We start from the raw sequence: 13,130 nt of genomic DNA, 5'->3' as shown, positions 1-13,130 counted from the left end.
CGGCTCCGCCGACCGTCACCGGGACCGAACCGCCCGCCGTCTCGCGGCCCTGGGGAGGGAGAACCGTGTTCAACGCCTTCGAAGAACTGTTCGCACCTGGCCGTAAGCACACGCAGGACGAGCAGAAGCGGCTGGAACTGACCCGGGAGGACGTCGGCGACAGCGATCCGGGACGCGGACCGATAGACCTGGAGTCCGGCAAGGTCGTCGTCCGGCCGCCCGCGCAGCCGGAGGACGAGGAGCAGGAGGCGGGCGGGCCGAGCGAGGAGTAGCAGGCTGTCTACGTCACCCGCAGCTCCAGGATCCGGTCGTCGGCGCCCTGCGGGGAGCCCCGGCCGTCCGTCTCGCTGGTCACCAGCCACAGCCTGTCGCCACCGGCGGAGACAACCGTGCGGAGCCGGCCGTAGTCACCCTCCAGGAAGGCCTGGGGGTCGGCGGCCGCCTTGGTGCCGTCGAGGGGGACGCGCCACAGACGCTGCCCCTTCAGCCCCGCCATCCAGACCGAGCCCTCCGCTATGGCGATGCCGCTCGGAGACGCCTCGTCCGTACGCCACACGGCCACCGGGTCGACATAACCGGACCTGTCGCTCTTGCCCTCCACCTCCGGCCAGCCGTAGTTCCCGCCGGGGCGGATCTGGTTCAGCTCGTCCCAGGTGTCCTGGCCGAACTCCGAGGCCCACAGGCGCTGTTTGCCGTCCCACGCCAGGCCCTGGACGTTGCGGTGGCCGTACGAGTACACGACGGAGTCGAAGGGGTTGCCCGGGGCCGGCTCGCCGTCCGGGGTCATGCGGAGGATCTTGCCGCCGAGGGAGTCCTTGTCCTGGGCCAGTGGACCCTCGTACCGCTCGCCCGTGCTCGCGTACAGCATCTGGTCGGGGCCGAAGGCGAGACGGCCTCCGTTGTGGTTCGTGCCCTTGGGGATGCCGCGGAGGATGGTGTCGGGGGCGCCGAGCTGCTCGCCCGCCGGCTTCTCGGGGTCGTAGAGCATCCGCACGATCCTGTTGTCGGACTCCGAGGTGAAGTACGCGTAGATCATGTGGTCCGAGGCGTACTCCGGGGAGATCGCGATGCCCAGGAGGCCGCCCTCCCCGGCCGCGGCCACGCCGGGGACCTCCCCGAGCACGGTCCTTCTGCCGGACTCCTCGTCGATCCTGCTGATCGTGGCCTCGTCGCGGGAGGACACGAGGAGCCCGCCCTCGGGCAGCGGCGCGAGACCCCAGGGGGTGTCGAGGTCCTCGGCGACGGTGCGGACCACCTTCACCGACCCCTTGGCGGGGGCCGCCGTGTCCGCCGCCCGCTCGGGTGGGGGCGACCCTGCACCGCTGCTGCTCGGGGGTGAGCTGCCGGTCGCGCCCTTCTCTCCGTCGTCGGAGGAGCAGCCGGCTGTCACCAGGAGCACGGCTGCGGCCAACACGGCCGTCACCACTCGACGTTGCACCATCACGATCCCTTCGGCGTGGAGCTTCTACCTGTCATACACCGCGAGTGCCCCACAGGTTCCGCCTCCGCCCGATCAAGCGGACTTTTCGCGTGCCACGCCCCACCACGCCCATGCCGCACCACCGGCGCCGCGCATCACGGGCACCACGCACCGCCCGGCCCCACAGACCACCGCCCCCACGCGCCGCGGACACCGACGCGCCCGCTCAGTCCCAGGACCCCCGGGCGGGAGGCAGGGCCGCCACTTCCGCCAGATCCGCGGCCGTGAGCCGCAGGGCGTGGGCGGCCGCGTTCTCGGCCGCCCACCGTGCCTGCTTGGTGCCCGGCACCGGCACCACGTGCGGGCCGAGGGACAGGATCCAGGCGAGGGCGACCTGGGCCGGGGTCACGTCCGCCCCGTGGCGGGCCGCGACGCGGCGCAGGCCGACGACCAGCTGCTGGTTGGCGGCCATCATGTCCGCGGTGAAACGGGGGTGCCGGGCCCGGAGGTCGTCCCGCTCGAAGCCCCCACCGGGTGTGAGGGTGCCGGTGAGGAAACCGTTCCCCAGCGGCATCGCGGCGAGGAAGCCGATGCCGCGGGCCACGCACCAGGGAAGAAGGGAGTGCAGCGCCTCCCGCGACCAGACCGACAGCTCCGCCTGCACCGCGCTCACCGGGAAGACCTGCTGGACCCGCCGGAGCTGGCGGATCGTGGCGTCGTGCACCCCGGCGCCCGGCCCGCGCCCCGCCCGCGCGCCCACCGCGCACAGGCCCAGCGCCCTGACCTTCCCGGCCTGCACCAGTTCCGCCATCGCGCCCCAGGTCTCCTCCACGGGGACCTCGGGGTCCGGCCGGTGGAGCTGGTAGAGGTCGATGACGTCGGTCTGCAGCCGGCGCAGCGAGGCGTCGCAGGCCCGCCGCACATAGCCGGGGCGGCCGTTGGCCACGATGTGCTGCTCACCCACCAGCAGGCCCACCTTGGTGGAGACGAAGGCCTCCGCGCGGCGCTCCTTCAGTACCCGGCCCACCAGCAGTTCGTTGGTGAAGGGGCCGTACATGTCGGCCGTGTCCAGCAGCGAGATGCCGAGATCGAGCGCCCGGTGCACCGTCCGCATCGACTCGTCGCCCCGTTGCCGCGACCCGGTGTACGCCCAGCTCATCGGCATGCACCCGAGTCCTACGGCCCCCACCTCGAGCGTCGCCGCGCCGATCGTCCTGCGCTCCACCTGGTCGTGACCCTCCCTCTCCCGAACCCCCAACCTAACCTCTGCCGTACCGGGTACCTGACATAGCCTCCGGAGCATGACTGCTGAGGCGACGGGCGACCCGACCGCGGGCGTGACCGGTGATGTGTGGCTCTCCATCCCGCCGGACGAGATCGAGGGGCTCCCGCCGGGTCCCGACTACCTCTTCTGGGACGGGGGCGACGACGGCACCCAGCCGTTCCCGGGCGATCCCGCGGACTGTGTCCTGTACGTGGTCCCCTACATGAAGCGCCGGGCGAGCATGGCGATCCCGCTGGAGTCCATGCGGAACCTGCGGGTCGTGCAGACGCTCACGGCGGGTGTCGACGACGTGCTGGCCCGGATGTCCGCGCTCCCGCCCGGCGTGCAGCTGTGCAACGCGCGCGGCGTGCACGAGGCCAGCACGGCCGAACTGGCGCTCACCCTGACCCTCGCCTCGCTGCGCGGCGTCCCCGACTTCGTCCGGGACCAGCAACAGGAGCGCTGGCAGGGCGACTTCCGGCCCGCACTCGCCGACCGGTCCGTCCTGATCGTCGGCTACGGAGCGATCGGCGCCGCCATCGAGGACCGGCTCGTGCCCTTCGAGGTGGCGCGGGTGGCGCGCGTCGCGCGCTCCGAGCGCGCCACGGCGCGCGGACCGGTGCATTCGTTCACCGAACTGCCCTCCCTACTGCCGCGGGCGGACGTCGTGATCCTGTCCACTCCGCTCACGGCACAGACGCGAGGCATGGTGGACGCCGACTTCCTGGCCCATATGAAGGACGGAGCCCTCCTGGTGAATGTTGCCCGCGGAGGCGTCGTCGACACCAAGGCGCTGCTCGCGGAACTGGACACCGGGCGCCTCACCGCGGCCCTCGACGTCACCGACCCCGAGCCGCTGCCGCCGGGGCACCCGCTCTGGCGCGCGCCCGGGGTGCTCATCAGCCCCCACGTCGGCGGCCCCACATCGGCCTTCCTGCCGCGCGCCAAAAGGTTGCTGGTGGACCAGTTGGGGCGATTCGTGAACCGGGAGCCCCTGCGCAACGTGGTCTTTACGACGGGCGAGACGGACGGCGCGTAGTCCACTTCGGGCACCCTCCGCGTTCCTTCGGAAGCGGACCGTGCTCGTGTTGCCAGAGGTGGTCACTGAGCGTAGAGGAACTATGTCCCTGAGTGACGATCCTGGTGTATCGTCCCGACAGGGGCTGCGCCGCGCACCGTTCGGCGCCGGGGACGGACTTGGGACAGCGAGGGGGGCGACGGGCGATGCACGGCCTATGGACGAACGATCCGACGCGGCGGAGCCGCCGACGGCGGCCCTGGCGAGCTGCGACGCGGAGGCACCCGCAGGGGAGTCACGGCGGCCACAGCGGTCAAGGTCATCACCGCAGGCACAGCAACCGCAGAAAGCACACCCCTCCCACGCACCGGGACCAGCGGGACAGGGGAGCGGCGCTCACCGGGGAGACCCCGTGAGTCCCCGCCAGTCCTCCGCCTCCACGCTGAGCCCCGCGCTCCGGGCGGCCGAGCCGCGACCCGGACCGCTGTCCGGCGGGCGGGCGCCCGACCGCGGTGGCGCGAGCCTGCGGGCCCAGATCGCCCTCGCCCTGCTCTGCGCGGCCTACGCCGTCGGCGCCGCGTTCGGTTGGGGCAACGAGCAAGTCGCCCTCGTCATGGGGGACTTCGGGCTCAGCGCCGCGGCCGCCGCGGCCGCCGTCTCCTGCTTCCGCTACGCGCGCAGCCGCCGCAGCCGCTTTCGACCCGCCTGGCTGCTGTTCGCCCTCTCCTCCGCGATGGCGGCCCTGGGCAACGGCGTCTGGGGGTGGTACGAGGTCGTCCTGGAGCGGCCCGTGCCCGAGCCGAGCTACGCGGACCTGTTCTTCCTCTGCTTCGCGCCCCCCGCCATCGTCGGACTGCTGGTCCTGGCCAAGCGGCCGGTGACCAAGGCCGGCTGGGTCTGTCTCGCGCTGGACTCCTGGCTCATCGGCGGCTCCCTGGTCACCCTCTCCTGGAGCCTCGCGCTCGCGCAGAACGCGCAGCTCGACGACTCCGACACCGCGCACACCGCGCTCTCGCTGGCCTACCCGCTGCTGGACATCGCCCTCGTCAGCATGGTGCTCGCGCTGCACTTCCGCCGCTCCTCGATGCACCGCTCCGCGGTGAACACCGCGATCGGCGCCCTCGCGCTGACCGTGATGTGCGACGCCCTGTTCACCTCGCCCCTGCTGCACACCAGCTACGAATCGGGCCAGCTCCTCGACGCCGGGTGGTTCGCGGGCTCCGTGCTCCTCGCCTACGCCCCCTGGGCCGGCCGACGCGACGGACAGGCGGACGAGGGCGGGCACGCACGCGTGGTGCACGAACACATCCCGGGCCAGCGCCACGACGTAGCCCCGGGCCGGCGCCACGACGTGCACACCGGGCACCGCCACGAGGTCCGTCCGGGGCACCGGCACGACGGCCCGCAGGCCGGGCAGGCGCACGTGCTCCTCCAGGGCGCGGGCAACGGCCGGAATCCGGCCACCCGCCCCATCGCCGGTTCCCTGGCCGCGCTCACTCCGTATCTGGCCGCCGCGGTCTGCACGCTGGGCATCCTCTACAACGTCCTCAACGGCCGCCGCGTCGACCGCGTGGTGCTCATCACCGCCTGCACGGTCGTGCTCGCCCTCGTGGTGCGCCAGGGCATCATGCTCCTCGACAACATCACCCTCACCCAGGAACTGGCCCAGAAGGAGAACCACTTCAGGTCCCTGGTGCAGGGCTCCAGCGACGTCATCATGATCGCCGCGCCGAACGGCATCCTCCGCTACGTCAGCCCGGCCGCCGCCGGGGTCTACGGACGCCCCGCGGAGGATCTCGTCGGCAAGGAGCTGGCCTCGATCATCCATCCCGAGGACCTCGGCTGCGTCGTCCACGAGGTGCGCCGCTTCCTCGCCGCCAGCCCCGCCGAGGAGCCCACCACCCGTATCGAGTGCCGCTTCAAGTCCGGTGGCGGGGGAGGCTGGCTGAACGTGGAGTCCACGATCAACCGCCACCACGGCGGCCTCATCCTCAACAGCCGGGACGTGACCGAGCGCGTGCGGCTGCAAGCCCAGCTGCAGCACAACGCCGAACACGACCCGCTCACCGACCTGCCCAACCGCGCCCTGTTCACCAAGCGCGTCCGGCAGGCGCTCTCCGGCCGCCGCTCCTCCGACCGCGGTGCCGCCCTGCGCAACACGGCGGTCCTCTTCATCGACCTCGACGGCTTCAAGGCCGTCAACGACACCATCGGCCACCAGGCCGGGGACGAACTGCTCGTCCAGGCCGCCCGCAGACTCCAGGACGCCGTCCGGCAGGGGGACACCGCCTCCCGCCTCGGCGGTGACGAGTTCGCCGCCCTCATCGTCGGGGACGGCTCGCACGACCGCGTCGACCGCGAACGGCACATCCTGGAGCTGGCGGACCGGCTGCGCATCGCCCTCTCGCAGCCGTACACCATCGACGGCAACGATGTCCGGGTCGCCGCCTCCATCGGCGTCTCCTTCGCCGAGCCCGGCCTCGGCGCGGGCGAGCTGCTGCGCAACGCCGACCTGGCCATGTACCGGGCCAAGGCGTCCGGCAAGGGCCGCGTCGAGCTGTACAAGCCGCAGATGCAGCAGGACGTCGTCCGCCGGGCCGAGCTGGCCACCCGCCTGCGGGCCGCGCTGCACGACGGCGAGTTCATGCTGCTCAACCAGCCCGTGGTGGAGCTGAGCACCGGCCGGATCTCCTCGGTCGCGACCGCCGCCCGCTGGCGCTCCTCCCAGGGGGTGCTGTTCACGCCCGCCGAGTTCCTGCGGGTCTCCGAGGACAGCGAGAAGACCGCCGAGCTGGGCCGCTGGATGCTCGAACAGGCCGTCGAGCAGGCAGCCGACCGCCTCACCAGCGGGCTGAACGTGCCGGTGTCCGTCCGGATGAGCGCCCGGCGTCTGCTGGACCGCTCGCTGCCCCCGGGCTCGGTGGAGACGCTCCTCACCCGCCACGGGCTGCCGGCCGGCTCCCTGGTCGTCGAGCTGTCCGACACCGAGCTGAAGGGCCCGCCGGACGAGCTGGAGCGGCGGCTGAACCACCTCCGCCGCCTCGGAGTCAGAATCGCCCTGGACGGCCTCGGCAGCGGACAGGCGGCCGTCACCGCACTGCGCCGGCTCCCCGTCGACGTCCTGAAGCTGGACCGCGGTCTCGTCGAGGGGATCGTGGAGTCCACCCGGCTGCAGAAGATCACGCGTGGGCTGCTGCGCATCGCCGACGACCTGGGGCTGGAGTCCGTGGCCGACGGGGTGGACCTGCCCGAGCAGGTCGTCGCCCTGCGCGCGATGGGCTGCACCCATGGCCAGGGCGCCGCGTTCTCCGGGCCGCTGGACGAGTACCGCCTGCGCCGGGCCCTGTCCCGCGGCCACTTCCCGATGCCCTCCGGACCGGCGGAACCCGTGTTCGCGGGCGGCGCGAGAGAGACGGAGGGGCGTGTCGTGGCCTCGGCGCCGACCCTGGCACCCCGGGGGTGAGTGAGCATTGACGGGCGCGTGGGTGTACACCAGTGGTGTCATCGCTGTCCCTGGAGGCGGACGTGCCCGTCGCTCACATGTTGAGACTCCCGTCCCACCCGCTTGACACGTGGTGCGCGCCGGAGAGAGGGTCATTGCCATGCGCACCCGAATCCTCGTACTTGGAAAGCGCGTCGGCTGAAGCTGGGACCCACCGGACGACGATCCGGAATCCCCGGCGACCGTACCCGACGCGCTCCCCTCGCTTGCCCTGTGGCAAGGAGGGGTTTTTTGTTGCACGGGCACCAGTCGGCGTGAGCCGCACACCGCACGAACCTCGCAAAACACCCTCAGCATCGAGAAGAGAATGCCGATGACCGAGCAGGCCACCGGGGCCCACCATCCGCAGCCGCGGCCCCGATCCGGAGGACCGTCCACCCCCGTCGAGCACGTCACGGGTGCGCAGTCCCTCATCCGCTCTCTCGAGGAGGTCGGGGCCGACACGGTGTTCGGCATTCCCGGGGGCACCATCCTGCCGGCGTACGACCCGATGATGGACTCCAAGCGGGTGCGGCACGTGCTGGTCCGCCACGAGCAGGGCGCCGGCCACGCGGCCACCGGCTACGCGCAGGCCACCGGCAAGGTCGGGGTGTGCATGGCCACGTCCGGGCCGGGTGCCACCAACCTGGTCACCCCGATCGCGGACGCGCACATGGACTCCGTGCCGCTCGTCGCGATCACCGGGCAGGTCGCGTCCAAGGCGATCGGTACGGACGCCTTCCAGGAGGCGGACATCGTCGGCATCACCATGCCGATCACCAAGCACAGCTTCCTGGTCACCAAGGCGGAGGACATCCCCCGGGCGATCGCCCAGGCGTTCCACATCGCCTCCACCGGCCGCCCGGGACCGGTCCTGGTCGACATCCCCAAGGACATCCTCCAGGCGAAGACCACCTTCAGCTGGCCGCCCGCCATGGACCTGCCCGGCTACCGGCCCGTCACCAAGCCGCACGCCAAGCAGATCCGCGAGGCCGCCAAGCTGATCACCGCCGCCCACCGGCCCGTCCTGTACGTCGGCGGCGGTGTCCACAAGGCGCATGCGACCGCCGAGCTGAAGGTGCTGGCCGAGCTGACCGGCGCGCCCGTCACCACCACCCTGATGGCGCTCGGCACGTTCCCCGACAGCCACCCGCAGCACCTGGGCATGCCCGGCATGCACGGCTCCGTGGCCGCCGTCACCGCGCTGCAGAAGGCCGACCTGATCGTCGCCCTCGGCGCCCGCTTCGACGACCGTGTCACCGGCAAGCTGGACAGCTTCGCGCCGTTCGCGAAGATCGTCCACGCGGACATCGACCCGGCCGAGATCGGCAAGAACCGCGCCGCCGACGTCCCGATCGTGGGCGACGCCCGCGAGGTCATCGCCGACCTCATCCAGGCGGTGCAGAAGGAGCACAGCGAGGCCGGACCGGAGGAGGCCGACGCCCCCCGGTACGCGGCCTGGTGGAAGGACCTCAACCGCTGGCGCGAGACCTACCCGCTCGGCTACGACCAGCCGGGCGACGGCTCGCTCTCCCCGCAGCACGTCATCGAGCGCATCGGACAGCTCGCTCCCGAGGGCACGATCTTCACGGCGGGCGTCGGCCAGCACCAGATGTGGGCCGCCCACTTCATCCAGTACGAGAAGCCCGCCACCTGGCTGAACTCCGGCGGTGCCGGAACCATGGGATACGCGGTCCCGGCCGCCATGGGTGCCAAGGCCGGAGCCCCGGACCGGACCGTCTGGGCGGTCGACGGCGACGGCTGCTTCCAGATGACCAACCAGGAACTCACCACCTGCGCGCTGAACAACATCCCGATCAAGGTCGCCGTCATCAACAACGGCGCCCTCGGGATGGTCCGCCAGTGGCAGACCCTGTTCTACAACCAGCGCTACTCCAACACCGTTCTGCACAGCGGCCCGGACGACGTCAACCCGAACGCCCGCGGCACCCGCGTCCCCGACTTCGTGAAGCTGTCCGAGGCGATGGGCTGCTACGCGATCCGCTGCGAGTCCCCGGACGACCTCGACAAGGTCATCGAGGAGGCGAACTCGATCAACGACCGCCCGGTCGTCGTCGACTTCGTCGTGCACGAGGACGCGATGGTGTGGCCGATGGTCGCCGCCGGCACCTCGAACGACACGATCATGGCCGCCCGGGACGTCCGCCCCGACTTCGGCGACAACGAAGACGACTGAGCGAGAGAGACCGAACGAGACATGTCCAAGCACACGCTCTCCGTCCTGGTGGAGAACACCCCCGGCATCCTGGCCCGGATCGCCGCGCTGTTCTCCCGTCGCGGCTTCAACATCGACTCGCTCGCGGTCGGTGTCACCGAGCACCCCGAGATCTCCCGGATCACCATCGTGGTGACGGTGGTCGAGGAACTGCCCCTGGAGCAGGTGACGAAGCAGCTCAACAAGCTCGTCAACGTCCTGAAGATCGTCGAACTGGAACCGGGCTCCGCCGTTCAGCGGGAACTCGTTCTGGTGAAGGTGCGCGCCGACAACGAGACGCGCTCCCAGATCGTCGAGATCGTCCAGCTGTTCCGCGCCAAGACCGTCGACGTCTCCCCGGAGGCCGTCACCATCGAGGCCACCGGGTCCAGCGACAAGCTGGCCGCCATGCTCAAGATGCTGGAGCCGTTCGGCATCAAGGAGCTGGTCCAGTCCGGCACGATCGCGATCGGCCGCGGCTCCCGTTCGATCACGGACCGCTCACTGCGCGCCCTGGACCGGTCGGCCTGACACACGACACGGGCGGCCGGCGACGCGCGGCCGCCCGTATGCCGAGACCCGCGGACTTTCATTCCGCCCGCCGTCATACGGTGGGACGCAACACCTGCACTCAAGGAGAGAACCCAAAGTGGCCGAGCTGTTCTACGACGCCGACGCCGACCTGTCCATCATCCAGGGCCGCAAGGTCGCGGTCATCGGTTACGGCAGCCAGGGCCACGCCCACGCGCTGTCCCTGCGCGACTCGGGTGCGGACGTCCGCGTCGGTCTGCACGAGGGCTCCAAGTCCAAGGCGAAGGCCGAGGAGCAGGGCCTGCGCGTGGTGACGCCGGCGGAGGCCGCCGCCGAGGCCGACGTCATCATGATCCTCGTCCCGGACCCGATCCAGGCCCAGGTCTACGAGGACCACATCAAGGACAACCTGAAGGACGGCGACGCGCTGTTCTTCGGCCACGGCCTGAACATCCGCTTCGGCTTCATCAAGCCCCCGGCCGGCGTCGACGTCTGCATGGTCGCCCCCAAGGGCCCCGGCCACCTCGTCCGCCGCCAGTACGAGGAGGGCCGCGGCGTTCCGTGCATCGCCGCCGTCGAGCAGGACGCGACCGGCAACGCCTTCGCGCTCGCCCTCTCGTACGCCAAGGGCATCGGCGGCACCCGCGCGGGTGTCATCAAGACGACCTTCACCGAGGAGACCGAGACCGACCTCTTCGGCGAGCAGGCCGTTCTCTGCGGTGGTACGGCCGCCCTGGTCAAGGCCGGTTTCGAGACGCTGACCGAGGCCGGCTACCAGCCCGAGATCGCGTACTTCGAGTGCCTGCACGAGCTGAAGCTGATCGTCGACCTCATGTACGAGGGCGGCCTGGAGAAGATGCGCTGGTCGATCTCCGAGACCGCCGAGTGGGGCGACTACGTCACCGGCCCCCGGATCATCACGGACGCCACCAAGGCCGAGATGAAGAAGGTCCTCGCCGAGATCCAGGACGGTACCTTCGCCCAGCAGTGGATGGACGAATACCACGGCGGTCTGAAGAAGTACAACGAGTACAAGACCCAGGACTCCGAGCACCTGCTGGAGACCACCGGCAAGGAGCTGCGCAAGCTCATGTCGTGGGTCAACGACGAAGAGGCCTGATCCTGTGAGGCCGGTCGTGGCGGGGTTCACCCGGTGCCACGGCCGGCCTTGTTTCACGTCCGGGTGATCCTTCCGCGGTGGCGTGAGGCGATGCCCCCGACGCCACTACACTGCAGCACTACATACGCGTCGGGCCCACAGCGTCGTGCGTCTTCCACGCGGACACCACCCTCCACCGCCTGCGGCCGTCGGGACGGCCGTCCGCAGCATTGGACTTGTGAGGACTCACGTGAGCTCGAAACCAGTCGTACTGATCGCTGAAGAGCTGTCGCCCGCCACCGTCGACGCGTTGGGCCCGGACTTCGAGATCCGGAACGTCAACGGAGCGGACCGAGCCGAACTGCTCCCGGCCATCGCCGACGTCGACGCCATCCTGATCCGCTCGGCCACCAAGGTCGACGCCGAGGCGATCGCCGCCGCGAAGAGGCTGAAGGTCGTCGCGCGCGCCGGCGTCGGCCTGGACAACGTGGACGTCTCCGCCGCCACCAAGGCCGGCGTGATGGTCGTCAACGCCCCCACCTCGAACATCGTGACCGCCGCCGAGCTGGCCTGCGGCCTGCTGCTGGCCACCGCCCGCCACATCCCGCAGGCGAACACCGCGCTGAAGAACGGCGAGTGGAAGCGCAGCAAGTACACGGGCGTGGAGCTGGCCGAGAAGACCCTCGGTGTCGTCGGCCTCGGCCGCATCGGCGCCCTGGTGGCGCAGCGCATGTCCGCCTTCGGCATGAAGGTCGTCGCCTACGACCCCTACGTGCAGCCCGCGCGGGCCGCGCAGATGGGCGTCAAGGTCCTGACGCTGGACGAGCTGCTCGAGGTCTCCGACTTCATCACCGTCCACCTGCCGAAGACCCCCGAGACGGTCGGCCTGATCGGCGCCGAGGCGCTGCAGAAGGTCAAGCCCTCGGTGCGCATCGTCAACGCCGCGCGCGGCGGGATCGTCGACGAGGCCGCGCTGTACTCGGCGCTCAAGGAGGGCCGGGTCGCGGGCGCGGGCCTCGACGTGTACGCCAAGGAGCCCTGCACCGACTCGCCGCTGTTCGAGCTGGACGAGGTCGTCTGCACCCCGCACCTCGGCGCCTCCACCGACGAGGCGCAGGAGAAGGCGGGCATCGCGGTGGCGCGCTCCGTGCGCCTGGCCCTCGCCGGTGAGCTGGTCCCGGACGCGGTGAACGTCCAGGGCGGTGTCATCGCCGAGGACGTCAAGCCGGGTCTGCCGCTCGCCGAGCGTCTCGGCCGGATCTTCACCGCGCTGGCCGGCGAGGTCGCGGTCCGCCTCGACGTCGAGGTCTACGGCGAGATCACCCAGCACGACGTGAAGGTGCTGGAGCTGTCCGCCCTCAAGGGTGTCTTCGAGGACGTCGTCGACGAGACGGTGTCGTACGTCAACGCCCCGCTGTTCGCGCAGGAGCGTGGCGTCGAGGTGCGGCTGACCACCAGCTCCGAGTCGCCCGACCACCGCAACGTCGTCACCGTGCGCGGCACGCTCGGCAGCGGCGAGGAGGTGTCGGTCTCCGGCACGCTCGCGGGTCCGAAGCACCACCAGAAGATCGTCGCGGTGGGCGAGTACGACGTGGACCTCGCGCTCGCCGACCACATGGTCGTCCTGAGCTACGTCGACCGGCCCGGTGTCGTCGGCACGGTGGGTCGTGTCTTCGGTGAGGCCGGTATCAACATCGCCGGCATGCAGGTCGCCCGCTCCACGGCGGGTGGCGAGGCGCTCGCGGTGCTGACGGTGGACGACACGGTGCCGCCCGCGGTGCTCGCGGAGGTCGAGGCGGAGATCGGCGCGACGTCGGCGCGCTCGGTGAACCTGGTCTGAGGGTCTGCTCTTTCGACGGGGCCCGGTCACCTGGGGGTGACCGGGCCCCGTTCTTTGTGGGTGCGGGGTCGGGTGGGCTGTCGGGTGCGGGTGCGTGGGGCTTCTCGCGCAGTTCCCCGCGCCCCTGAAAGACACGGGCCCCTGCGGGCCTGAAAAGCACGGGGCGCAGCCCCTGCTTTTTCAGGGGCGCGGGGAACTGCGCGACCAGCCCCCACCCACCCGCACCCGACCACACACCCCGACGGCGTGGTGACGGGGCGTG

General features: G+C 71.1%; 9 protein-coding genes. 7 read left to right on the top strand and 2 right to left on the bottom strand.

Annotation, left to right across the window (positions count from 1 at the left end; genetic code table 11):
• Nucleotides 1-65 precede the first annotated feature (65 nt).
• The gene (locus SCAB_RS12865) at nt 66-272 is read left to right on the top strand and encodes a DUF6191 domain-containing protein (RefSeq protein ID WP_013000498.1); all 207 of its coding nucleotides are present in this window, start codon (nt 66-68) and stop codon (nt 270-272) included.
• A gap of 8 nt (nt 273-280) precedes the next feature.
• Here SCAB_RS12865 and SCAB_RS12860 read toward each other — a convergent pair whose 3' ends face one another.
• Together SCAB_RS12860 and SCAB_RS12855 are read right to left on the bottom strand one after the other, a co-directional pair.
• Nucleotides 281-1,441 (bottom strand): PQQ-dependent sugar dehydrogenase, encoded by a 1,161-nt coding sequence (locus tag SCAB_RS12860; RefSeq protein WP_037724743.1) that lies wholly within the window; start codon nt 1,439-1,441, stop codon nt 281-283.
• Between the two features lie 205 nt (nt 1,442-1,646).
• Nucleotides 1,647-2,645: an aldo/keto reductase gene (locus SCAB_RS12855; RefSeq protein ID WP_037724742.1), complete on the bottom strand. Its 999-nt coding sequence runs from the start codon at nt 2,643-2,645 to the stop codon at nt 1,647-1,649.
• Nucleotides 2,646-2,721: 76 nt separating this feature from the next.
• Between SCAB_RS12855 and SCAB_RS12850 the strand changes: the two genes are divergently transcribed.
• From SCAB_RS12850 to serA, 6 genes are all read left to right on the top strand, one after another.
• Nucleotides 2,722-3,723: a 2-hydroxyacid dehydrogenase gene (locus SCAB_RS12850; protein WP_013000495.1), complete on the top strand. Its 1,002-nt coding sequence runs from the start codon at nt 2,722-2,724 to the stop codon at nt 3,721-3,723.
• A gap of 391 nt (nt 3,724-4,114) precedes the next feature.
• Entirely contained in the window at nt 4,115-7,165 is a 3,051-nt protein-coding gene (locus tag SCAB_RS12845; RefSeq protein ID WP_013000494.1) for a putative bifunctional diguanylate cyclase/phosphodiesterase, read from the top strand.
• A gap of 352 nt (nt 7,166-7,517) precedes the next feature.
• On the top strand, nt 7,518-9,380 hold the full coding sequence (locus SCAB_RS12840; RefSeq protein WP_086022940.1) for an acetolactate synthase large subunit: 1,863 nt from the start codon (nt 7,518-7,520) through the stop codon (nt 9,378-9,380).
• A gap of 21 nt (nt 9,381-9,401) precedes the next feature.
• Complete coding sequence (gene ilvN, locus SCAB_RS12835; RefSeq protein ID WP_013000492.1) at nt 9,402-9,929, top strand: acetolactate synthase small subunit; 528 nt, start codon at nt 9,402-9,404, stop codon at nt 9,927-9,929.
• A gap of 118 nt (nt 9,930-10,047) precedes the next feature.
• Nucleotides 10,048-11,049, top strand: a complete 1,002-nt coding sequence (gene ilvC, locus SCAB_RS12830; RefSeq protein ID WP_013000491.1) for a ketol-acid reductoisomerase — start codon at nt 10,048-10,050, stop codon at nt 11,047-11,049.
• Between the two features lie 229 nt (nt 11,050-11,278).
• Nucleotides 11,279-12,868, top strand: coding sequence for a phosphoglycerate dehydrogenase (gene serA, locus SCAB_RS12825; protein WP_013000490.1), 1,590 nt, complete (start codon nt 11,279-11,281; stop codon nt 12,866-12,868).
• The last annotated feature ends 262 nt before the right edge of the window (nt 12,869-13,130 follow it).

Source organism: Streptomyces scabiei 87.22 (assembly GCF_000091305.1).
Taxonomy (GTDB): domain Bacteria; phylum Actinomycetota; class Actinomycetes; order Streptomycetales; family Streptomycetaceae; genus Streptomyces; species Streptomyces scabiei.
The sequence above is the reverse complement of the archived record's forward strand: the minus strand, read 5'-3'. Positions and strand labels throughout refer to the sequence as shown.